The sequence below is a fragment of the Helicobacter burdigaliensis genome, assembly GCF_003670295.1.
Lineage (GTDB): Bacteria > Campylobacterota > Campylobacteria > Campylobacterales > Helicobacteraceae > Helicobacter_D > Helicobacter_D burdigaliensis.
Genome location: NZ_QXJG01000002.1, coordinates 126552 through 150904, shown reverse-complemented (window position 1 = coordinate 150904; position 24353 = coordinate 126552). Strand labels below are relative to the sequence as shown.

Genomic DNA, 24353 nt, shown 5'->3' with positions numbered 1-24353 from the left:
AATTATGAAAAATCAAGATTATCAAGATTTTTTTATTGAATTTGCTAAATTTAAAAATAAGCGTTTAGAAGAGCGCAAAAGAAGAGGGATAAATGAATACAATCCTTTATTAGTCGTGCAAAAAGCACATTTAGAAGTGCAAATGCACTCTAATATGCTCTGCTCTTTACTAAATCCTAATGGAAATCACGCTCAAGGGGATTTGTTTTTGAAAGAGTTTTTAAAGCAATGCAACATAGATGAAAGCAATTTTGAAGATTTAAAGATTTATACAGAATTTAATATAGAATCTGGAAGATTGGATCTATATTTAAAAGCTAAAAATTTTCATATTGTGATAGAAAATAAAATTTATGCAAAAGAGCAAGAGGTGCAATTAGATCGCTATGCAAACTTTTTAGATAGTTTAGATAGTCAAAATGGAGAAAAATACCTCATCTACCTAACACCTTATGGCAATGAGCCTAGCAGTTTAGAAAGTTGGAAGATTATTGAAAATACCATAAAAAAGGGAGATAAAGAACTCCACTATCGCCAAATTTCTTATGAAAAGGATATTTTAAAATGGTGTGAAAACATAAAAGAAAAGGTAAAAAATATAGCAAATCTCTACTATGCAATAGAATTTTACACAGATGCAGTAAAAGAAATCACAAATCAAAAGGAGAATCAAATGGAAATTATAGAGTTTTTAAAAGAAAAAAATAGCAGTGATACATATAGTCTAGCATTAGAAATTTTACAACAAGAAGATAAAATACTTGAAATGATTGCAAATTTTTTAAAGCAAATCTGTAAAGACTTGCTAAAAGAAGAAAGGTTTAAAGACTGGGAGGTTATAAAAATAAACGATGAAGATTCTGCTAAATATCTAAGCTTTGCATTGAAGCCTAAGCAAACAAACGATTATTACTTTGCATTTGTTTATCAAGATATTAACAATGTTTACCGCTCTTTTGGCATTAGATATCTAAAAAATGGCACTAATGGCATCCAAGATGCTTATAATGAAACTCCACAAATTTTTAATGATTTAAAAAAAGAGTTTGTTGAGCTTCGTTCTTCTAAAAACCTTATTGAAGATACACAAAAATTAATACGCAATCATTATGAAAAATTATTAGAAGCAAATAAAAAATTAAATCAATGTAGTTAAAAGAAAAACTTTTAACACAAAATTTTTATACAAACTTTTTATTGCAAGTTTGCAAAGACTTGCGAGGATCTTATCTTAAAGACTAGAAGTAGTGGATTTAAACTGCGTATCTAGGCTTTATTTTTAAACCTAAACAAACACAAGATTATTATTTTGCCTTTTGTTTTTAAGATATTCTTTAACTTTAACTCTTTTGGGATTAGACTTTAAAGGGCTTAGTGATGCTTGTGAGTATTCAAAAAACCTTGAAAATTTTCATCATTTTTCTAGCAAAAAATCTATTACATTAATTTCACACAAGAAAATATACCAAATATCAAAAGCTTTATTAGAATGCAAATGCGATTTTAAAGATAAATCAGTCTATGGTTTTATTTCTTTAAACTGCCACAAGCTATTTTATCAATGCAAAAGTCCTTAGTTATTTTAGTGCTATCTTTTATGCCACTTAGGCAGTCTTTTTTGTCCGCTTCCATCAAACATATGCCTCATATCTCCCACATTGCTTATATCCCAAGAATCTAAATTTTGATTAAAACTTGTTGCCTCACAAAACATCAAAGCCATATTAGTAACTTTACTTACATTCCAAGCGCTTATATCTTGATTAAAACTTGTTGCTTGATAAAACATTCCACACATATCTACTACTTTGCTAACATTCCAAGCACTTATATCTTCATTAAAATTTTCTAAGCCATAAAAAGTATGGTTTAGGCTAAGCACATTGCTTACATTCCACTTCCCTATCCCACTAAAATCCTCCCTATAATTCATTCCCAAAAACAATGCTTCCATATTTGTAATTTTGCTTGTATCAATCTCCCCTAAATTCACTCCTTCATCTTCTATTAGCACTCTTAGTTGCCCTTTGTTTTTAGGTTTATATTTATTTCCTATTTTATAGGTTTCGCTTTTTAGCCAAATAGGTAAATCCTTAAGACTGGTATTTTCTTCAAATTCTCTAAAATCACGCACATTGCTTATATCCCAAGCATCTAAATTTTGATTAAAATTAATAGCCCCATTAAACATAGCTTCCATATGTTCCACACTAGATACATTCCAAGTGCTAATATCTGCATTAAAATACAAAGCTTCAAAAAACATAAAGCCCATATCTTTAACTTTACTCACATTCCATTTTTCTATCCCACTAAAATCTTTTCTCACACTTCTCATAAAAAGAGTTTCCATGTTTTTTATTAAGCTTGTATCAATATCGCCTAAATATACGCTTGTATCTTCCACTAGCTTCTTTAGTTCGTCTTTATTTTTGGGCTTATATTTCATTGGTTTGCCTTTTGTTTTTTACAATTTTAACATTATGTTTTAGACAAATTTTGTCTATTTTATCTCTTTTAAATAGCTCTTTAAAGTTTGTTTAATACTCTCTTGCAAGCTTCTAGGTTCTAGCACTTTAATATAAGGTATATAGCTATAAATTAGTGGCAAAATCTCCATTTCATTACTCACTTGCACTTCTATTTCTAGTGATCCATCTTTATCTTTTCCCAAGATTTTCTGCGATCTTAGTGGTTTTCTTAAAAAATATTTTACAATGGGTACTTCTATAAAAAGTCTTACGCTAAAGCAATCTTCACTAAACCAAATGGAATCTGCATTTTTTAAAATTTCTTCTAGTGGAATTTGAGTGCTAAAACTATTCTTCCCTATTTTAATATTTTTTATATCTTTAAAATAAAACTTTTTAAATTTATCTTCTTTGGCACTATCAAGCCCTAAAAGATACCAAAACTCACTAAAAAATGCGAGCTTTAAAGGCTTTAGAGTAAAGCTAATCCCCCTAAACTCAAAATCCACTTCTTTTTTCTCTTTAATTGCTCTTTCTAAAATTCTAAAATTCTTTAGATCTTCATTGCTAAGTTTTTCTGCCTCCCAATGGATAAAAATAGATTTTTGGCTCGTTTTAGGCAGTTTAAACGCATCCTCTAAAGCTTCTAAGTGAATAAAATTTTTATAAAAGCTTTCTAAAATATCCACTTCAATTTTCCACTTATTACCCACTTTGATAGCTTTTAAGCTCTCTAAATCTCTTTTAATCGTCTTAGTGCTTACCTTTAATTCAAGGGATAATTCCTTAATACTGCAAGGAACCTGGCTGATTTTAGAACAAATATATTTCAAACGCTTTATTTTTTGGTTTTCTATTTTTTGCATAGCCTTACTTTGTATATATTTTAAACTATCTTTTTGGGCTTAAAACTTTCTAATTGCCTTTCATTGTCTTTAAAAACTCTTTATAAAAAGTATCTAGTTCATTAATCTGTTTTTGCATAGTGCTATCTTTGCAATTTTTTTGTAAAAGCTCCACACGCTTTAAAAGATAGCTAAAAAGTTGATAATGAATATCTGGAATCTTGTTTAAATCATTACTCCTACCTTTAATAATCGTCTTAGCAGGAATCCCAACCGCAGTGGAATTGGGTGGAACTGATTTAATCACCACAGAATTTGCTCCTACCTTAGAGTTTTCTCCTATAACAATATCCCCTAAAATCTTAGCTCCCGCACCAATAATCACATTATCTTCAATGGTTGGGTGGCGTTTTTTTTGCATAAGGCTAACCCCCCCTAAGCTCACACCTTGATAAATAGTAACTTCATTTCCTACAATTGCTGTTTCCCCTATCACCACACCAATTCCATGATCTATAAATACCCTATGTCCAATTTGTGCTGCTGGGTGAATATCCACATTTGTAATCCACTGCGTAAATCCCATTAAGATTCTAGCTAAAACCTTAAAGCCCTTTTTATGCAATCTATGTGCAATCCTATAATGCACTATGGCAATAAGCCCTGGATAATTAAAAAAAAGCTCTATTTTAGACTTAATTGCTGGATCTTTATCTAAAATGGTTTGAAAATCCTCTTTGATAGTGCCAAAAAGGCTTTTTGCATAGATCACACCATTTCTCCTTCACTTTTAAACACAGTTCTTAGATAACCATTTTCACTTAGCATTACATAAAGTTGCCCTAAAACTTCTTTCTTAGAATCTTCAGCAATTTTCTCACTATCTTCTAGCTTTTGCTTTAGACGCCTTTCTATCTCTTTGGTATCATAATCTAGATCATCTAAAACATCTAAAATTGTTTGAGCTTCTAACATATTTGCAATCTCATATCCCCCCTCTTCATCAAAAACAACACTTAGTTCTGTGGGGTGTGTGAAAAGATTATGTCGCATTCCAAGCACTTCTTGATAAGCCCCCACTAAAAAGAAGCCTAAAAAATATTCTTCTTTATTTACATCAATATCATGCAAAAAGAGGGGGAAATTTTTATTAAATCCAATCTCGCCATCACTATCACAAGTAATATCCCACAAACTCGCACTACGCGTTGGGCGTTTATTTAGCCTATCTAGCGGAATCACAGGAAAATTCTGCTCTAGCCCCCAATAATCTGGCAAACTTTGGAAAAAGCTACAATTTAGCAAATATCTCTCTTGCACTTGATCTTGGATTCTAATAATATCTTTATGGTTTTTATGCTTTAAAATCTTAATCACTTTTTTAATGATTAAATGCACCAAAACTTCTGTATTGGAGCGATCTTGTAAATCAATATAACCTAAATCAAAAAGTGTAAGAAGCGATTCCATATGTTCTAGGCTATCATGTAAATACTCTATCGCATAGCGTTCATTAATGGTATTATACAAATCTAGCAATTCTTCTACTAAAGGAGGATTTTTGTCTTTTAAATGCAAGTTTTTTTCATCATATTCTTGAGAGAAAAGTTCTAAAACAGGTGCAATAAGCGTAGCATGGTTTGCTGAAACATAACGCCCTGATTCTATAAAAATATCGGGTTCTCTTTCTTTTTTGTTTTTAGCAATTTCTTTAAGCGTAAAGACAACATTCCCGCTAAACTCTGCTAAAGTATAATTTCTATTTTGATGGTTTTCATGCTGGGTGTATTCTACTGCTAAACCACCACCAATATTCACTGCACTTAGATTCTTAGCTCCCATTTTACGCAACTCTGCATAAATATTCCCCGCTTCTCTTAAAGCCTTTTTTAAAGGAGCAATATCACTAATTTGACTACCAATATGAAAATGTATCATTGTAAATTGAGAAAGAAGCTCATTTTTTTGCAAAAGATTGATGGCTTCTACTAGTTCAGTTGCAGTAAGTCCGAACTTAGAATTAATCCCCCCACTTTTAGCCCATATTCCAACACCTGTGCTATGAAGCCTTATTCTAAGTCCTATGTTAGGATAGGGCTTACCCATAGATTTTGCAACTTCTATAATCGTTTCAAGCTCATTTAATCCTTCAATGGTTAAAGTAATATCATGCCCCATTTTAGCCGCAATAAAACCTAGAGAAATCATCTCCTTATCTTTAAAACCATTTACGGTAATGGGGGAATTTTCATTTGTATAAGCCATGGCTACTATAAGTTCTGACTTACTTCCTGCCTCTAGCCCATAGCATCTATGCTCCATAAGCTCCACTAAAGGAAGCACAAAATTAGGATAATGATTCACTTTAAGTGGAAAAACAGCTTTAAATCTACCTTTATAATGGTGCTCTTTAATGGAATTTTCAAAATTTTGAAAGATTTTTTCTACTTGCTTTTTGATTAAATGAGGAAATCTAATCAGCAAAGGACCTCTATAGCCCTCTTCTCTTACCTTTTTCACAATATCAATAAGAGCAGGCTTACTTTTATAATTCACCTTTACTTGTCCATCTTCAATGATAAAATCATCGCCTGCCCAATAATTAATACCATAATCTACCATATTCTTAACCTTGCTATTTTTTAATAAAAAATAATAGCATAAGTTATAAAAAATATGGATAAATTTAAAGGGCTTTTAACAATAAGTTAAGCCCTCTTTAAAGTCTAAAAACTATAAATCACGGTAATAATTGTTAAAACTCCTGTGATAAACACAAATGCATCTAATGCTAAATTTTGATATTTTTTAAGCCTTGAAACAATATAAAAAGAAATCACTGGCATTAAAAATAAAATCGCTGCAATAATAGGCCCTCCAAGCTTTTCAATAAAATCTAACACACTTGGATTTAAATACGCAACAACCACCATAATTACATACATCACAATATTAGATACTTTTTTAACCAAAGGCATATTGGGAGTTTTACCCATTAAAGTTGCACTTTTTCTAACAATCCCATATGCTCCCTCTCTTGCACCAAAATAATGCCCAAAAAAGGAACTTGTAATCGCTAAAAACGCAACCAAAGGTCCCCCATAAGCAATAATAGGATTATTAATTTTGTTTGCAAAATAAGAAAGGATAGGAATATTTTGCTCTCTTGCTTGTGCAAACTCATTTAAATCTAATGCTAATGTGCACGAAATCACAAAAAACATTACAAAAAAGAGCAACATTACAGAAGTATTAAAAAGTATCTGATTTGTTTTTCTTAAAAATTTACCCTCATAATGCCTTTTAACACTGACTGAAAATGTAGAAATCGCAGGAGAATGGTTAAATGCAAAAACAAGCACCGGAAGTGTAAGCCATACAATGGTTAAAAATTCCTTTGCTTCTGGCACATAAGTAATGCTTTCAAGTCTCCAATAAGGGATTAAATATAAAGAAAATAAAAATAAAACCGCACATAATGGATACACTAGCCACTCGCACACTCTTGTGATAACTTCTTCGCTTAAAAACATCACACCCATAAAAACGCTCACCAAAACAAATGCAAGTAAAGCCCTAAAAAAGGGCAACAAAGAAGCTATATTGTTGCTATCTACTTGATATGCCACGCCTTTTAGATTCTGATAAAAATCCATATGGGGTAAAATTTGATTTAAGATAAAGCTCTCAAAAGTGTTTGTAATCCCCACACAATAGGCTAGACATATAGGAAAAATCGCACAAAAATACAAAATAGAAATGAAAATCCCTATCTTTTTGCCAAAATAATCCTCTGTTGCATGGGTAATGTCTTTATCCCTACCCCTAGCTTGTGCCACAAAACGACTAAGTGCTCTATGGCTTAAATACACCATAGGAAAAATGATAATACTCATCACAATTATAGGCCAAAAGCCTCCAACTCCTGCTTTAATAGGCAAATACAAAATACCCGCCCCAACTGCTGTGCCAAATAAAGATAACATCCATCTTGTATCAAATCTATTCCAACTCATTTATTACCTTTTAAAATATCCCTTTAAGTTTAGCTAATTATTTCGTCTATATTTTAAAAATTCTTAGCTAAATTAAAGTTTAAGTCTCCAAAAAGGAGACTATTTAACTGCACCACTTCTTTGTGCTGGGTGCTGATAATCTGCCTTTTCACAACCACTTGCTACAAAAAGTGCCAACACAATACCAACCAATACAAATGCTTTTTTCATCTGTTCCCCTTTAAAGTTTAATAATTTTCGCACCAAATCCACCCATTTGTGGAGGAGCATCGATAAACTCCAATACTTTAGGGTGCGTTTCTAAAAAATCTCTTACCACGCTAGATAGCCTTCCTGTGCCTATCCCATGATAAACTAGCACTTCATCAAAACCCGCAATAAGACTATCTGAAATAAAAGCATCTAATTTTTCTAGCGCTTCTTCTGCCCTTAATCCATGCAAATCAAGCTTTACTTGCACATTTTTTGGACTTTCTACTTTAAAAGAAGCTTTTTTAATCTGTGGTTCATTGCCACTTTTTTTAAGATCTTTTAGAAAAACTTTGATTTTCATACCACTATCTAGCTCTACATTTGCACTTTCTTTACTTAAATTTAAAATCACACCTTTTTGAGAAAGATATTTTACTCTCTCCCCTACTTTAAAGCTCCTTTTTTCTGCTTCTTGAGTGCTTTTTTTCTCTATTTGTAGATTTTTTAAAATCTTACTTGCTGTATTCATACTCCTATGAATCTCTTTACTATCTTGCATTTTTACTGCTTTTTTGGCTTCATTAATAGCATCAAAATAGATTCTTTCTAACTCATTTTTGCGTGCTTTATATTTTTTATCTAGCTCTTCTTCTAAGTCTTTTAAATTTTGCAATTTTTGATCTAGACTTACTTTTTTTTGCTCAGTTTTTTTAATCTCTTCTTGGAGTTTAATTTCTAGCTTAGCAGAATTTTCTATGAGTTCATTGAGTTTTTCTTTATCCTCTCCATAAAGCTTTCTAGCTTCATTTACGAGATTTCTTGGTATGCCATAACGCACCGCTGTTTCAAAAGCATAACTTTTTCCTATCGTGCCATCTAAAAAGCTAAAAGTTGGCGTTTCTCTCTCTTCATCAAAAAGGGCTGCTAAAAGTTGCACCCTTTTATCGTTTGCCATAAGTGCAGCCAGTCTTTTATGATGCGTAGTGATGATAATTTTATTTTGCCTTGTTAAAAGATTTTCTAAAAGCACTTTAAACAAACTTGCGGCCTCATCACTATCCGTTCCTAGCTCTATTTCATCTACTCCGATGATTACATTTTTTTGTGCTAGAATCTCTTTAAATTGCAACATTCTCCCACCAAAAGTAGAAATATCATTTTTACTATTTTGGGGATCTTCTAGCACTAAATGGATTCCTTTAAAATTCCCTATACTGCTTTTATTAGCTAATAGTGGCATCGGCATTAAATGCTTGGATAAAAAAACTACACTAAGAACAGACTTTAAAAGCATGGTTTTCCCCCCTGCATTCACGCCTGTAACCATTAAAATTTCACCCACAAAATCTAAATCAATGGGTTTTGGTTTTTTAAGTGCTGGATGCTTAAAGCCTCTTATAATTATTTTATTTTCATTTTCTTTAGGAGCTAGAAACTCATAATCCTTTGCCTTAGCAAATAATAATCTAGCTTGATAAGAATCAAATCTATCAAATTCTTTATTGATAAATTCTAAAAATAATAAGTGCTTATTAAAAATACTTGAAAATTCCTTACAAATTCTAAAAAGCTCTTCTTCTTTTTTGTTTTGCAAATCCTCTAAACGATCCTTTAAACTAGCCACACCTTGGGGAACAACATAAAAAAACCCTGTATTAGAGCGGTGCATTATCTGCCCCTTTAACACATGGCTAAACCCTGCTTTTAGAAGCAAACATTCACAATCATTTACTAAATGGATTTGCCTATCCACTAAATAAGGAGCAATTTTATTGTGGCTTAATAGGGAACTAAGATGGTTTCCTATTTCTCTTTTAACCTTACTAATCCCAACATTTAAGCTATCTAGTTCTAAATATTTTCCCTCCCTAATCTCCCCTTCTTGATTAAAAACTTCTAAAATCTCCAAAAGTGCCTCTGGGATTTTAATCGCTTCTAGCCACTCTAGCAAAGCCCCACTAAAACGCAAACCCTTTAAATACCTAAAATAACGAATAATCTTAATAAATTCATAAATTTCATCTAATTTTAAATATCCAAACTTTTTTAAAAGTTGCAATTCTTTATCAAGCTCTTTAAGGGGTGGTGGGGGATTAAAAGGGATTTTATCTAGCTCATTAATAAAATTTAGATGAATCTTGCTATCCCCTTGCAAAAAAAGATCTTTTTTGCGAGCTAAAAAGCTCTCATAAACGCTTAAATACTGCTCTAAATCTAACTGCTTAATAAGATTAATCATTTTTAATCTTACACTTTTTTAAAGAAATCGTTTGAATATTTTTTACTTTATCTACCAAAGTCATTGTGCCACTTACAAAATTATATTTTTTATTATCTACTTGTATCACTTCTCCTTTATCCTCGCATTCTAGCACACTCCCCTCCAGAAATCTTTGTGCTAAAAAGGTAAGCTCTTTATCACCCTTTTCTTGATAAAAATTAAACACAGCTATCCCAATAGCTATAAAAAGCAAAACCACTCCAAGCCAAATTTTAAATTTTGCATCGATAATCTCTAATCGTGCCAAAATCTGAACAAGCAATATAAGCGCAACAATAACACAAGTAAAAATAATCCAAAACATCTAAATACCGCCTCTTAATTGATAGGTTAAATCCCCTGCATTAAAGCCAATGGCAATCCCTTTGCAAATAAGCTCTATTTCTCTCCCATCTTTATAGACAATGAGCCTATCTTTATCCCGCTTGATAAAATCAGCAAAAATAGGGTTATAAGAAGCAAAAAGCTTTTTAAAATCAATCTCCACTTTTTTTTCCCCCGCAGAATACACAGGCAAGATAATAAGCTTACTCACTCCCTTAAAACATTCTACAAACTCTTCTAAATTATCCAAGATTCTAGAATATTTATGAGGCTGCCAAATAGCCTGCACCTCTCCTCCACCCACTAGCTCTTTATACTTCCACAAAGCTTCTAGTGTGGCTTTAATCTCTGTTGGATGATGTGCATAATCATCAATAATAATGCAATCTTTACTCGCTAAAATATCAAAACGCTTTTTGATACCCTTGTATTTTTTTAGATTATTTTTAATCCTCTCTAAATCTAAAATATCCACCACACTTAAAATCGCCAAAGCAGCATCTATTAAAATATGCCTTCCAAGCCCATAGACTTCAAACTTACCAAAATCACGCCCTCCATTTTGTAGTCTAAAACGCATTCTAGGCTCACCCTCTTGTAAAAAATACTCTACTTCGCTAATATCTTTGCTAGGATAGAGCTTAATTGCCTCCAAATTTAAAGAATCTAAAAACTTATCCTCTGCATTTACAATTCTAGTTTTAGCCATTTTCAAAAATTCATAATAAGCCTTATAAAACTCTTCTAAATTATGCCCATAAGTTTCCATATGTTCTGGCTCTGCATTTGTAACTATCGCACAAGCAGGATTGCATTCTAAAAAGCTTTTATCTGATTCATCTGCTTCAAACACCACTCCATCACCACTTAAAGCTCTAGTGTTTGATTTAAACTCTTTACTCTCTGCTCCAATTAAAGCACTAAAATCTTGCAAAATAGCACTTAAAATTGCGGTAGTAGTGCTTTTCCCATGTGCTCCTGCTATGGCATAGACTTTCTTATCTTGCAAAATAAGAGGCAACATTTCTTTGCGTGAGAGGACTGGGATTTTTTGTGCTTTTGCCTCTTTTATCTCAACATTGTCTTCTTTGATAATAGCTGAATGCACCACTAAATCAAAATCCTTTATCACACTGGCATTATGCGGGATATTAATAGCAATTCCCAAGCTTTTAAGCTCTTTTGTCATACTTCCTTCTGCACAATCTGAACCACTTACAATAAAACCTTGTGCTTTTAAAAACTTTGCAATGGCTGAAATCCCAATCCCACCTATTCCAATAAAATGTATCTTTTTATAATCTTTTATAGACAATGTTTAATCCCCATCAATGCTTTTTTGATTTTTTCTTCTTTATAGACAAGTGCTAATCTTACATAATTTTTCCCTGGATTTACTCCATTTTCATCTGTGCGTGAGAGAAAACTACCCGGCAAAACCAAAATATTTTGCTCTTTTAAAAGCTTTTTTGTAAATTCTAAATCATCTTCTACTTTAAGCCATACATAAAAAGTTTCACTAGGAACTTCTATGCCTAGAATCTCTTTTGCTAAAGATAAATTTTTAGCATATTCATCGCGTGCAATCTGTGGATGTGCTAAATCCCCCCAAGCTTTAATCGCTGCTTTTTGCAAAGGAAGTGGAGAAGCACAACCAATATAAGTGCGATAAGTTGCATAAACACTTAAAATCTTGCTATCTCCTGCGATAAATCCACTCCTTAAACCCGGTGCATTAGAACGCTTAGAAATAGAATTAAGCGCTAAAATGTTTTTAAACTCTTTATTACCCACTGCTAAAGAAGCTTCTAAGATAGAGCTTGGCTTAGCCTTAGAATAAATCTCACTATAACATTCATCATTTAAAAGTAAAAAATCAAATTCTAGTGCATTTTCTACCCACTGCTTTAATTCTTCTAAGCTTAAAGTAGCTCCTGTTGGATTGTTTGGAGAGTTTAAAATGACTAAATCACATTTTTGCATTTGCTCTTTGCTTAAAGCAGGTTTAAAGCCATTTTCTTCTATGAGATTCATATAAATGCTTTTAGCGCGCGAAGCAATCGCTGCACCCTCATAAATCTGATAAAAAGGGTTTGGGTGTGCTAGAGTGTGATTTTCTTTAGAAAAAAGAAAAAATTGCGGAAAATTAAACAAAACCTCTCTTGTCCCAAAAGTTGAAAGAAGCTCATTTTTTTGCAATTCCACATTAAAACGCTTTTTTACAAACTCTCTTATTGTGCTATTTAGCTCTTCTTCTCCTGCTGTTTTTGGGTATTTATTTAAAAGTTCTACATTTTCTTTTAATGCTTGTGTAACAAAAGCAGGAGTAGCAAATTGAGGCTCTCCTATGGTTAGCTTTATTGTATCTTTATTTATTCCTATATCTTTAATAAGCTCTTGAAGTTTTTCAAAAGGGTAAGGTTGAAACTCCATTATCCTCTCCTTTTTGTAGATTTATTGCGCATTTTTTTGTTGGTTTCTATCTGTTTTGTGCTTCCTCTTTTACTCTTATTTTTAGGAACTTTCCCCCTAAAATCCTCTCTAGTTTTTTGTTTATTTTGTCTATTCATCCTCTTTTCTTTGGATTTTACCTCTATTCTTTGTCCTTTATTTCCTCTCTTTGTTTTTTTGATAGGTTCTGCTTCAAGCTCTCTTTTAAAAGCATTTAAATCTTTTTTGTCTAATCCAATCTTATTTGGCCCCATAACCCCTTGTTCTTTTAGCACCATAGAAAGAAGCTTACAAACAAGTTGTGTCATATCTGCATTGCCTCTAATTTGCTCATACACTCTTAAAGCCTCATCGCTAATTGGGTGCTTTAAGATTTTCTCTAGCCAAAAAGTATCTTTTTTACTAAGAGTATCTTCTAAGTTTGGAATCTCATAAAGCTCTATGGTAGCTTTTGTGTTTTCTTTAATGCGTCTTATTTCTTTGAACTCTAGCGGTGTTGCAAGTGTAATAGCTATTCCCTTTTTACCTGCTCTCCCTGTTCTTCCTATCCTATGCACATAAGATTCTGGATTAAGTGGAATGTGAAAATTAAAAACATGGCTAACGCCACTAATATCAAGCCCTCTTGCTGCAATATCTGTTGCCACTAAAATATTCACGCTAGAATTTTTAAAAGCCCTCATAGACTGCATACGCTCTCTTTGCTCCATATCTCCATGCAAAGCTGCTGCCTTATAACCATGCTCTTTTAGCCTATCTGCTAAAATATCTGCTTCTTTTTTCATACGCGTAAAAATAATCGCTTTAGTAGGCATTTCACTATCAATCAAACGCATAATCGCATCTTCTCGCTCTGCTTCATTGATGATATAGTAGCGTTGCGTGATATCTTGGTTTGTGCTATCCTCTTGTGTGATTTTAATAAGCTTTGGACTATTTAGAATCTTTTGGGCTAGATGCTTAATGGGAGTTGGCATCGTCGCTGAAAATAAAAGAGTTTGGCGATCATTTTCTAAATAAGTAAAAATCTCTTCAATATCATCTAAAAATCCCATATCTAGCATTTCATCTGATTCATCTAAAACCACCACACTAGGATAAAAGTTCTCTAATCTATCGTTTCTTAGATGATCTAATAATCTACCCGGAGTTGCAATAACAACTTGAGGCTTTTTAGATAAAAGCTCCATTTGACGCCTAATAGGCTGTCCTCCCACCAAAGAAATTGTTTTGACTTTATTGTATTTTCCTAGTTTAAAAATCTCATCACTTACTTGCATAGCAAGTTCTCTTGTGGGTGTTAAAACTAAAGCTTCAATTTTCCCATTGTGTTTTAGATTATTCACTAGTGGCAGTGCAAAGGCTGCTGTTTTGCCCGTGCCTGTTTGAGCTTGTGCGATCACATCTAATCCACCTAAAATCAGTGGAATTGCCTCTTTTTGTATAGGGCTTGGCTCACTAAAACCAGCCTCCTTAATACCTTTTAAAATATTCTTTTTAAGTCCGAATTCTAAAAATCCGTTCTCATTTCCTAAAACTTCTTGCAAAGTATCTTGCTGTTTTTGTCTTGTTTTTTTTACTTGATTTCTCATATTGTTAAAACTTTATTTGTAAATTGTTTAAAATTATATCATACTCTTTAAAACTTCACCTACTCACTAAAACCAAATCTATTAACTTTTTGTAAATTTGTGATTGTTTTTATAGGAGTGTTTTGATTAACCTTGAAAGATTTTATCTCTTCAATAAGCTTTTGGGGGCTTTCCCAAATATGTGCTACATCCATATAGATTTCGCAAAACTCTATATCTCTCACCATTCCTAAAAATAAAATCTGCTTAGAAGCCACTTTCACGCAGTTAAATTTATTTTGCTCTAAAATCTGCATTTTAAGCTCCATTGCACTTTTTTCATCAGAACTTACAACTAAAAAAAACTTTTTATAGTCTTTATCCAACTTTTGTGAATACAAATACAACTTTTTATCACTTTCATTGAGCCTATCTTTATTAAGCCTTTCTAAATATTGATACATAAAGCTCGTAGCAATGGGAGGTTTTTCATTTTCTGGATATTTAAAATAACAATTTTTCATCGCTGTGGATTTCAAAGATTTATGATAAATTTTATCATCTAAGATAGTCGCACAAATATCTAAGCCATTTTTAATCTTTTTTTGCAACATTTTATGTGTTTTAAAAAATAAATATTCAAAAGACTGAAAATAATGCTCATAAAATCTTCTTTGCATAGAATCTAAACGCACATATCTTGCATCTAGCTTTTGTATTTCTCCTTTTAACTCTTCTAATTCTTTTGTAATTTTTTCTTTCTTTTTTAAAGAATCAGAATTTTTAGGATCGCTTTGCAATCTTCTTGTTAAAATCAACAATTCACTTTTATGGCTAGCTATCCTTTTATCATACATTTTTAATGTGTCTTTTGTATTTTCAATAGCGGATTTTAAGGCTTGAAAATGACTTTGTTCTTGCAAAAAATATTTTTCAAAAATCTGCTCTATACGGATATTTTGGTTGCGTGATATATCGTTAAAAGAAGTTTCAAGCCTAGTAATCACACTAAGCTCCTCTACAAAATCATCTTTTGCAATCGTCTTATCATTAAACAACAAAGTATCTAAAACCTTAAAAACAAAACGCTTTACTAAAAAGAAATCTAGCAAAACTTGCAAACTCTCAAAGCGTAAATCATTTAAAAAACTAATCGCTAAAAACTCTTGATAAAAATACTTCTTAATTGCCTCTGTAATTTTTATTGTGAGTGGGAGAGAATTTAGCGTATCATAATTTGTGCTTTTATAAATTTGTTGCACCCTTGCATCACGCAAATTAGATTCTAAAGTTTCTAGCTCCTCATCACTCTCGCTATGCCAGAAATTACTTTCTTTTAACAAACTATTTTTACTAAATTCTTGAAACTTTGAAACCCTACAATCTGTAATTTGATGATTGTCATTGCAACGAAACTCCACAAACATTCCCACCATAGGAATAACTTTCTTATCATGCCAAGTTTCTTTGGTAAATTCAAATAGCATTTTAGAAACATTAATCACAACACCTTTTCCATTGCTATTTAAATATCTAACAATCTTGCCATGCATAAAATTTAATCCCCATTGTAGAGTTTTAAATACTCTTTTTCCATATTTGCTTTTAGCTCTTCATACCAATTCTCACCCTTTGAAGAAATAGAAGGGAGATATTTTACAAAAAACTTAGAATTATTAAATTTTAACTTTCCAATGTCTAAATTTTTTCTTGTCCCACAAAAAACTATAGGTTGCACTTTTAAATTATATTTTTCTATTAAGATTTTTGCGCCCATTTTAAAAGGCAAAAATTTTTCTTCCCCACTTGAACGCGTCCCTTCTGGAAAAATACAAAGCACTCTATTATCTTCTAGCCTATCTTTAGCTTCTTTTAAGAGATAAATCAATTCTTTTTTACTTTCACGATTGATTAAAATCATCTTAGGAGCTTTTAGTGCATGTCCATATAAAAAAGGCTTACCCAATTCTCTTTTTGCAATCCAACAAAGATTTTTAGGATGTTTTGCTTCTAAATAAATCACATCCATAAAGCTTTGATGATTCATCACTAAAATCTGTGCTTCTTTATCAATCTCTCCAATCTCCTCTGCTTTGACAAAAAAGATTTTACAAAAAAAATCTGCTGTGATTTTTCTAACAATCCTATGATATTTTGGCAATAAATACATAAAAAGAATACTAAAAGGTATGATTAAAAGCGTATAAATTACTGCACTAATTGCTCTAATTTTGGACATCATTTTCTTTTACCCACCCTATTTTTCCATCTTCTAAGACTACTTTATAATAGCCTCTTTTTTGTGTAATTACTTCCACTTTTAATGCCTCTTCTGTCTGTAAAATAATCGTTGAATTAAAGGTTGGTTGAATCCTTACAATCGTGTTAGGCACTAAAGTGGCTGAAGTTCTAATAGAAAGAATATAAAGTATTCCAAATAATGGCAAAATAGCTAAAACAATAAAAATCCACTTTCTCTTATAAAAATACAACCCAAAAAATAATAACGCAATCACAATCAGCACTAAAATTTGATAGATTTGATAATTATTTTTTGGTGTAATATCACTTTGTGTGCTTACTTTATCATCCTCTGCAAGATTTGGCATTTTTAGCTCTACATAAGAAGACTTATCGGTATTAAAATATTCAAAAGCAATCTCTTCTAGCTCTTTTGGCACAATCACATAATAAAAAACTTCCCTATTTGCAATATCACCACTTTTACTCTCAATCCCTTGTTGCTTATATTGTTTTAGTTTAAAATCCAACAAATTCCCCACTTGACTTTTTAGCTGAAATACTGCAAGATTATTTTTTTCATCAAAAGAAGTAATTTTTGTATCTTTAATCACAAGCTCTTTAGCAATTACAGAAGAGAAATTAGCCTTTTCTAAATTAATCGCCTTTCCACTTGCACCTTTTAAAATCTCCTTAGCCTCTCCTTCTTTAGTATTAAGAGTAATGCTAATATCTGGGAATTTATAATTTAACTGCTTGATTTTAAGATAGTAAGTATTTACTAAAGTCCCATCGCCTTGGATACTCCATTTTTGCTCTTTATTTAAAACTTCTACTGAAGTTTCCTCGCTAAAATCCACCGCTATTGTATTATAGCTTGAAAATGCCATAACTCTAACTTCATAAGGCACAATCTGATTAATATATAAAACAGCACTAGGAGAATTTAATAAATCCACATAAAGAAGTTTTGAACTAATTAAAGGATTAGGAACAAATTCTTCTTTAGCGACATCTTTTTTTATAGGATTTAGTAAATCCTCCCCAAACTCTCCTTTTATCTCTCCCTCTTTTTCTTCTATAAGAGGCATATGATTTTTTTCACCATTAGGCAAAATTTCTGCTTCTTGAAAGCCATTATCTAAAGTTTTTATTTGTTCTTGGCTGGGAGAATAATTTTTTATAGGAGTTTGAGGAAACATTTGTGTCTCCTCTGCAAACATCAAAACAAAAAGAGTAAGAAATAAAACAACAATTTTCATGAAATTTCTATAAAACTTTCATAAAACTTTCAAGCATTTTTCTGCCATCACTTCCGCCCATCAATTCTTCCATAGCGCGTTCTGGATGTGGCATAAGCCCAAAAACATTTTTTGTTTTATTGCAAATCCCTGCAATATTATTTAAAGAACCATTTGGATTTTCCACATATTCTAGTAAAATCTGATTGTTTTCTCTAAGTTCTTTTAAGCCCTCTTCATCTATAAAATAATTCCCTTCTGCATGAGCGATTGGGATTTTTATTGTTTCACCTACTTGAAAATTTTCTAAAAAAATATTTTGATTATTGATTACTCTTAAGGTTTGTTGCTTAGAAATAAAATGTAAATTTTCATTTCTCTTCATCGCTCCAGGCAATAAACCACTCTCTAAAAGTATCTGAAAGCCATTGCAGATTCCAAGCACATAGCCTCCATTTTTTGCAAAATCAGCCACCGCCTTCATAATGAGAGAAAAACGCGCAATAGCCCCACTTCGCAAATAATCCCCATAGCTAAAGCCACCCGGTATTACAACAAGCTTTGTATTTTTAGGCAACTCTTCTTCTTTATGCCATACAATCTGTGTTTGTGCTCCCAAAAGCTTAAAAGCATACTCCATATCATACTCACAATTAGTTCCCAAAAATTGTAAAATCGCAACACTCATTTTTATAGTTTTACCTCATAATCTTCAATTACTACATTTGCAAGCAATGTCTGGCACATTTGCTCTACTTCTTTTTTAATGGCTTCTTTATCTTGTCCTTTAACCTCTAAAAGTATTCTTTTACCTACGCTCACCTCTTCTATATTTTTATGTCCCAAAGAGTGCAAAGCATGGCAAATCGCCTTTCCTTGAGGATCTAAAACTCCATTTTTTAATTTAACTATCACTTCTACTTGCATACACTTCCCTAATTTAAAATTCTTTTTAAAATTTCTTCATAAGCCATTTTGACATTGCCTAAATCTTGTCTAAATCTATCTTTATCTAGCTTTTCTTTAGTGTCTTTATCCCAAAATCTGCAACTATCAGGAGTAATCTCATCTGCTAGCAATATTTCTCCCTTGCTATCTATTCCAAATTCCAATTTAAAATCTACTAAAATCAAGTTTTTTTCATCAAAAAACTTTCTTAAAACCTCATTAACAGCTCTTCCATTCTCTCTTAATTTATCTAAAACTTCTATGGATTTTGCACAACCCAAAATCAAAGCATGCTCATCATTAATTAAAGGATCTCCTAGTGCGTCATCTTTATAGTAAAATTCCACCAAAGTAAAGGGCAAAATACTCCCTTCTTTAATACCTAATCTTTTAGACAAAGATCCTGTTGCTACATTTCTCACTACCACTTCAATAGGAATGATTTTTACTTTTTTACAAAGCATTTGATCATCGCTTAATGTTTCTACATAATGCGTTTTAATGCCATTTTTTTCTAAAAGTTTGAAAATTTCTGAAGAAATTTTGCAATTTAAAATCCCTTTGCCCTGTTCGCTTCCCTTTTTTTCTGCATTAAATGCTGTTAAATCATCTTTAAATTGTGAAACGACTAAATTTTCATCTTCTGTTAAAAAAAGTTTCTTTCCTTTTCCTTCATACATCATTTCTTTAATTTGCATCTTTTGCTCCTTTAGAATTAATTAATGATAAAGTTTTTACTACATCAATAGCACTTTTTAGTTGGATATCATTCATAATTTGTGCTTTTATAATTTGATTCTTGTCGGTTTGCTCTTTTTTAGGCTTGTCTTTTGTGATTTTTTCTAGCTCACCTTCTAAATGTTTTTTAAGGTCTGATTCTTTTAAAGTAAAAAGATTATCTTCATTAGGCACAGCACCTGGTTGCACTTCAATATCTGGAGTTACACCTACTGCTTGAATCGTTCTTCCACTTGGCAAATAATATCTTGCAATCGTTAATCTAATCGCCTCTTTTTTCTCAGTAGGCAATACAACTTGAACGCTTCCTTTACCAAAAGTCGTTTCTCCTACTAAAATCGCCCTTTTATTATCTTGCAATGCTCCTGCAACAATCTCACTTGCACTTGCACTTCCATTGTTAATCAAAACCACTAAAGGCACATCCGCATAAGGAGTTTTTGCTTTAGCTTTATAGACGACATTTTCATCCTCTACTCTTCCTTTTTGTGAAACAATCACACCCTCTTTTAAGAAAATATCACTAAGTTCCACAGCTTGATTTAATAAACCACCTGGATTATTTCTTAAATCAAGAACAATACCTTTAAGATTTTTAATCTTTTTTAGTTCTTCTAATACTCTTTTACTCACATTTTTATCAAAAGAAGTTACCCTAACATAAGCATAATCTGTCCCTTCAATCTCTTTTGCATAAACAGATTCCACTTTAATATTATCCCTTATAATATCAAATACTAAAGGTTTAGGAGTATTTTTTCTTACGATAGTGAGTTGCACTTTTGTTTTAGGCTTGCCACGCATTTTATTCACTGCATCATCTAAGCTCATGCTAAGCGTGCTTTCATCGTTGATTTTTAAAATAATATCTCCACTTTTTAACCCTGCTTTATCACCAGGACTACCCTCAACAGGCGCTATGATAGTGATTCCACCATCTTTTAACGCAATAGTAATCCCAATACCACCAAATTCCCCATTTGTTTGAATTTTTAGCTCTTCAAATTTCTTTTCATCTAAATACGCAGAATGCGCATCAAGATTAGTCAAAAGCCCATCAATCGCCTTATCTACTATTTCATTTAGCGTAAGCTCATCTACATAGTAATTCTCAATCGTTCCAATCACTTTTCTTAGCTTGTTATAAGCATCTAATCTAGAATTTTCTGTATTTTTTACCTCTGCATAAGCTTGCACACTTAACGCTAAAAGCAACACCAAAAGCCAACCACTAAAATAAGCTCGAATCTGTTTCATTCTCTCAACCTAAAAATAATATAAGCTAAGGATTTTATCTTAATATCTCTTAAAAAAAATATAAGTATAAAATTTTTCAATCATTAGTTTATTGCTATTTGTGTTCTGCTGTTAAAAAATTTAAATGTAGAATAAAATAAAAGTATGGTACGCCCGGAGGAATTCGAATCCCCGACCTACAGGACCGCAACCTGTTGCTCTATCCAGCTGAGCTACGGACGCACAAAGGGTAAAAAGTAAGCTGGTGGAGTGTAGGAGGATCGAACTCCTGACCTCAACGCTGCCAGCGTTGCGCTCTCCCAGCTGAGCTAACACCCCATTTTGTTTTAAGCTTGGCATTTTACCTAAATGTTTCTTAATTTTTCAATAAATTTTTAAATTTGGCAAATAATTTTTTAAATAATTTTCAATTTGCCTTTGCAAATCCTCTAAATCACCCACATTTTCTATCACATAACTTGACATTTTTTTCTTCTCGTCCATAGATATTTGACTAGAAATCTTCTTTAATGCCTCCTCTTTAGTGCAGCCATCACGCGACATTATCCGCTCTATTTGTAAATTTTGTGGAGCATAAATCAATAAACTTTCTTTAATCGCATAATTTTTAGTTTCAAAAAACAAAGGAATGTCAATAAAATAAAAAATCTTCTTCTCTTCTTCTAATCTAGCAAGTTTTAAAATTTCTTCTTTAATCTTAGGGTGCAACAAAGCCTCTAGTTTTTGCTTTTTATCCTTATTGCTAAAAACAATCTTGCCTAACTTTTTTCTATTTATTTTCTCATTCTCTAAAATTTCTTCACCAAATTCTTCTATTACTTCTTTTTTACAATCTTGCAAAACTTTATGTGCGATTGTGTCTGCACAAATCACCTTATAGCCATAAAGTTTTAAAAGGGAAGCACTCGTGCTTTTACCACTTCCTATGCCTCCACTAAGTGCTATTGCATATTTTAGATTCAATTTTTTACAATCCCATTTAAAGCATTTTTAATACCCTTTGGTAGCACAAATGCACTTTGATGCAAAAGTGGCTGATAAAACTCTAAATCCTCTAGCATATCCGCTCTTTGCAATGCAATATCTGCTGTTGGGTGGTATTTTTTAGAAGCTAATAAATAACAATTATCAAAATCTTGACTTAAGGGCATTACAAAAGGCATTTTTACCCTAAAGCTTTCTTTAAAATCTAAAATTTTTTGCTTAGCCCCCTCTAAATCTAGCAATAAATGCGGAAGCTCCGCAATCATTATCCCATCTTGTGCTAAGATATTTTGAAATTCGCCCCTAAAAGTAAAGTCAAAAATAATATCGTATTCTTGCGCCCTTTCTTCATTTTGGGCTAAAAATTCCTTATTTGTTTGGGGGATATGGTGGAATCTTTTGTGTTCCATTACTTCTTTAAAGTGCGGGAAAAACCCCACTAAAGATTCTAAAACCTTTAAATCAAACTGCAAAAAATCAGTCTCTAAGAAATCATATTTTAAAAGCTCATAAGCAAGCTCTAAATTAAAACTTCCTGCTACCAAAACACGCTTAGGAGTTTCTTTATAAGAGCAAACTCCAATATGTGCTAAAAACTCACTTTGAGCTTTTAAAAAACTTTGCAAATACAATCTATCATCAATTTTAGCAATCTGTGAAAAAACATCGCTTAAAAAAATCTCTAAATGATGCTCTACGCCCTTTATATCACATATTTTATTCTTGATAGAATATTCTTGTTGGATTTTATGATTATAAGTTTTTGAAACCCACATTATTAGCCTTTTTATTTTTCCTACAAGCGTATTGTATTTTTTGTAAAAAAAACTTTAATTTTTGACAAATAGAATAAAAGATTATACAAAAAGAAACATAAAATCTATGTTTTATAGAAGTTTTTAATTAAAAACCCAAAAAAATTTGGGCTTTTAATCTAAGTAGATTAATAAGAAGAAGTCTTAGAATCTAATGCCTTGTAATTATAAGGCTTGTTATTTTTATCCATTTCTAATAACTCTTTTGGAGCAGAGCCATTCACTTCTTCATGCTCATAGTAGCGATCTCCTGCTTTTTTACCATTTAAATCCACTTTATACTTAATTTCTCCTGGATTTAACTTTTGAATATCTTCAAATCCTAAATTAGAAACTTTAAAGTCTTTAATACCATTAGCATTAGCAATCTCTACTAATTTTGCTTGAGCTAGTCTTGCCATATCCATAGCTTGCAATAACATTCTTGAAGCTTCTCTAGGATTATGGAAACCTGTTGAATTTTCAGCACCGATGAAATCGCCTCTCATTTGTCCTTTTCTATGAAGTTCTAACACTTCTTTTAAGGCAACTGAAATCTTTTTATCATCAGGTTTGCCATTGCTTTGATAGCTTTCTAATGCTCCTAATTTACCTCGCATTACTTTAATATCTTCAATCAAGCTCACAGTTGCATACTCTACACTTCTTAAATCATATGCAATAGAGTGTTGAATATCCAAAATTTGCTTTTTTAACTGCTCTTCACTTTGAGTATGGCATGACTTACAAGCTCCATTAATATCTTGAAGTGGAGAGGTAATATTATGCTGTGTTACCTTTTTAGCACCCTTTCTTACATAGGGCATATGACAATCCGCACAACTTACACCATTTGCAGCATGCACACCACCACTATAAAGCTCTGATTCTGGGTGTTGAATCTTTAACATAGGAGCTTTTGTGATTTTATGCTCCCAATCTTGCGGGAATACATCTCTAACTTTTTCATAATACTCATCAAACATTTCAATTCTAAATGGCATTCCTTTTTTCCATTCACCCCAAGGGAAAACTAGCTCTACACCATTTACTTCAATCTCTGTTGGCTCATTACCATTTCTCCAAACATCAATTTGATCATAAGTTTTTTGAGTGCCATTCCACCATTTTTGACTTGCATCATTTGCAATAGATTCACCCATAACCTTAACCTTAGTTCCTGTTGGTTTAAAGTAATACTCCACATGGCATTGAGAACATACTAGCGTCCTCATCTCTTCACGACTTGCTTTTACACCTGTAACTGAATCTTTCTCATAACCTCTAAAATTTACTAACGCATTAATTGCAGCTTGTCTTGTAACTCTTAATTGCATATCGTTTGGATTATGGCAATCTGCACAAGTTACACCCATTCTTGTCCCACCATGCAAACCGGTATGATCTTTCACCCCTTCTACTTCAGGGACATTTTTAATCATTGTCCAATATTGTGTTGAATTAAAAGAAATCCATTTTTCTCTTTCATCTTCACCTTTAGCTATATTTTTTAAAAGCCAAGGAGTCCAACCACTATGACAATTCATACAAGCTGTTGGTTGTCCATTAAATGCTGCAAATCCATGAGCATTTAAGAAATCTTTGTTATTTCTTGCAGTATCCATTTGATCTGCTTGAATGAAAAAATGCCCTCTTTCTTCATTAGCATCTAAGCTAAAAGGATAACCCGCCCAAAGAATTGTAAGTTGGGGATAACGAATAAGCTTTGAATAAGCTAAATTCCCTCCAAATTCTGTTGGGATAGGCTTTTGTGTTTCAACAGTTAGATACATATCTAAATAATCTGGAAAATTTTTTCCCCAAGCTGTAAAAGTTGGATTATCATCACTCATCACTTCAAAGCCTTTTTTAGCTAAACCTCCTACTCCTTCTTGTTGTTTTTGAGTAATATCTTTATTTAACCAAAACAAAGCAGCCAAAACAACCACCGCAATAACAATCAAACCCAATAATAATGGCGATTTCTTTTGCATTTTTA

The 24353-nt window shown here is 32.1% G+C and carries 21 protein-coding genes and 2 tRNA genes; 1 reads left to right on the top strand and 22 read right to left on the bottom strand.

The annotated features are described in order from the left end of the window. Nucleotides 1–4 precede the first annotated feature (4 nt). Nucleotides 5–1156, top strand: a complete 1152-nt coding sequence (locus EBF09_RS02090; RefSeq protein WP_121763490.1) for a PDDEXK-like family protein — start codon at nucleotides 5–7, stop codon at nucleotides 1154–1156. 432 nt (nucleotides 1157–1588) lie between these two features. On the opposite strand, the gene EBF09_RS02080 is transcribed toward EBF09_RS02090, so the two are convergent. From EBF09_RS02080 to EBF09_RS01975, 22 genes are all read right to left on the bottom strand, one after another. Beyond that, on the bottom strand, nucleotides 1589–2449 hold the full coding sequence (locus EBF09_RS02080) for a BspA family leucine-rich repeat surface protein (RefSeq protein ID WP_121763488.1): 861 nt from the start codon (nucleotides 2447–2449) through the stop codon (nucleotides 1589–1591). 54 nt (nucleotides 2450–2503) lie between these two features. Beyond that, nucleotides 2504–3337, bottom strand: coding sequence for a WYL domain-containing protein (locus EBF09_RS02075; protein WP_121763487.1), 834 nt, complete (start codon nucleotides 3335–3337; stop codon nucleotides 2504–2506). A gap of 49 nt (nucleotides 3338–3386) precedes the next feature. Beyond that, nucleotides 3387–4088, bottom strand: a complete 702-nt coding sequence (cysE, locus tag EBF09_RS02070; protein ID WP_121763486.1) for a serine O-acetyltransferase — start codon at nucleotides 4086–4088, stop codon at nucleotides 3387–3389. Then, nucleotides 4085–5938 carry an arginine decarboxylase gene (gene speA / locus EBF09_RS02065; RefSeq protein WP_121763485.1) on the bottom strand — a complete coding sequence of 618 codons (1854 nt, stop codon included), beginning with the start codon at nucleotides 5936–5938 and terminating at the stop codon, nucleotides 4085–4087. The genes cysE and speA overlap by 4 nt, the downstream gene beginning before the upstream one ends. A gap of 104 nt (nucleotides 5939–6042) precedes the next feature. Beyond that, nucleotides 6043–7332, bottom strand: a complete 1290-nt coding sequence (locus tag EBF09_RS02060; RefSeq protein WP_121763484.1) for an aromatic amino acid transport family protein — start codon at nucleotides 7330–7332, stop codon at nucleotides 6043–6045. Between the two features lie 220 nt (nucleotides 7333–7552). After that, the gene (locus EBF09_RS02055) at nucleotides 7553–9763 is read right to left on the bottom strand and encodes an endonuclease MutS2 (protein ID WP_121763483.1); all 2211 of its coding nucleotides are present in this window, start codon (nucleotides 9761–9763) and stop codon (nucleotides 7553–7555) included. After that, entirely contained in the window at nucleotides 9756–10109 is a 354-nt protein-coding gene (locus EBF09_RS02050) for a hypothetical protein (protein ID WP_121763482.1), read from the bottom strand. Before EBF09_RS02050 ends, EBF09_RS02055 begins: the two co-directional genes overlap by 8 nt. Next, nucleotides 10110–11444, bottom strand: a complete 1335-nt coding sequence (gene murC / locus EBF09_RS02045) for a UDP-N-acetylmuramate--L-alanine ligase (protein ID WP_121763481.1) — start codon at nucleotides 11442–11444, stop codon at nucleotides 10110–10112. Next, nucleotides 11435–12562, bottom strand: coding sequence for a succinyldiaminopimelate transaminase (locus EBF09_RS02040; protein ID WP_121763480.1), 1128 nt, complete (start codon nucleotides 12560–12562; stop codon nucleotides 11435–11437). The genes murC and EBF09_RS02040 overlap by 10 nt, the downstream gene beginning before the upstream one ends. Next, nucleotides 12562–14172: a DEAD/DEAH box helicase gene (locus EBF09_RS02035; protein WP_232817622.1), complete on the bottom strand. Its 1611-nt coding sequence runs from the start codon at nucleotides 14170–14172 to the stop codon at nucleotides 12562–12564. Before EBF09_RS02035 ends, EBF09_RS02040 begins: the two co-directional genes overlap by 1 nt. 59 nt (nucleotides 14173–14231) lie before the next feature. Continuing rightward, nucleotides 14232–15704, bottom strand: a complete 1473-nt coding sequence (locus EBF09_RS02030; RefSeq protein WP_121763479.1) for a hypothetical protein — start codon at nucleotides 15702–15704, stop codon at nucleotides 14232–14234. Between the two features lie 5 nt (nucleotides 15705–15709). Beyond that, nucleotides 15710–16393: a lysophospholipid acyltransferase family protein gene (locus EBF09_RS02025; protein ID WP_121763478.1), complete on the bottom strand. Its 684-nt coding sequence runs from the start codon at nucleotides 16391–16393 to the stop codon at nucleotides 15710–15712. Next, nucleotides 16377–17594 carry an SH3 domain-containing protein gene (locus tag EBF09_RS02020; RefSeq protein ID WP_157978156.1) on the bottom strand — a complete coding sequence of 406 codons (1218 nt, stop codon included), beginning with the start codon at nucleotides 17592–17594 and terminating at the stop codon, nucleotides 16377–16379. The genes EBF09_RS02025 and EBF09_RS02020 overlap by 17 nt, the downstream gene beginning before the upstream one ends. 67 nt (nucleotides 17595–17661) lie before the next feature. Then, nucleotides 17662–18321, bottom strand: coding sequence for a phosphoribosylformylglycinamidine synthase subunit PurQ (gene purQ / locus EBF09_RS02015; protein WP_121763476.1), 660 nt, complete (start codon nucleotides 18319–18321; stop codon nucleotides 17662–17664). 2 nt (nucleotides 18322–18323) lie between these two features. Next, entirely contained in the window at nucleotides 18324–18560 is a 237-nt protein-coding gene (purS, locus tag EBF09_RS02010) for a phosphoribosylformylglycinamidine synthase subunit PurS (RefSeq protein WP_121763475.1), read from the bottom strand. Between the two features lie 8 nt (nucleotides 18561–18568). Next, a complete protein-coding gene (gene purC, locus EBF09_RS02005; RefSeq protein ID WP_121763474.1) occupies nucleotides 18569–19279 on the bottom strand; it encodes a phosphoribosylaminoimidazolesuccinocarboxamide synthase in 711 nt (236 codons plus the stop codon). Next, the gene (locus EBF09_RS02000) at nucleotides 19269–20576 is read right to left on the bottom strand and encodes a S41 family peptidase (RefSeq protein ID WP_121763473.1); all 1308 of its coding nucleotides are present in this window, start codon (nucleotides 20574–20576) and stop codon (nucleotides 19269–19271) included. Before EBF09_RS02000 ends, purC begins: the two co-directional genes overlap by 11 nt. A gap of 145 nt (nucleotides 20577–20721) precedes the next feature. After that, nucleotides 20722–20798 (bottom strand) — tRNA-Arg (locus EBF09_RS01995). A gap of 20 nt (nucleotides 20799–20818) precedes the next feature. Continuing rightward, nucleotides 20819–20894 (bottom strand) — tRNA-Ala (locus EBF09_RS01990). A 45-nt stretch (nucleotides 20895–20939) separates the two neighbouring features. Further along, nucleotides 20940–21539 (bottom strand): dephospho-CoA kinase, encoded by a 600-nt coding sequence (coaE, locus tag EBF09_RS01985; RefSeq protein ID WP_121763472.1) that lies wholly within the window; start codon nucleotides 21537–21539, stop codon nucleotides 20940–20942. Further along, on the bottom strand, nucleotides 21536–22336 hold the full coding sequence (locus EBF09_RS01980; RefSeq protein ID WP_121763471.1) for a spermine/spermidine synthase domain-containing protein: 801 nt from the start codon (nucleotides 22334–22336) through the stop codon (nucleotides 21536–21538). Before EBF09_RS01980 ends, coaE begins: the two co-directional genes overlap by 4 nt. A 167-nt stretch (nucleotides 22337–22503) precedes the next feature. Continuing rightward, on the bottom strand, nucleotides 22504–24348 hold the full coding sequence (locus tag EBF09_RS01975; RefSeq protein ID WP_121763470.1) for an ammonia-forming cytochrome c nitrite reductase subunit c552: 1845 nt from the start codon (nucleotides 24346–24348) through the stop codon (nucleotides 22504–22506). Nucleotides 24349–24353 lie beyond the last annotated feature (5 nt).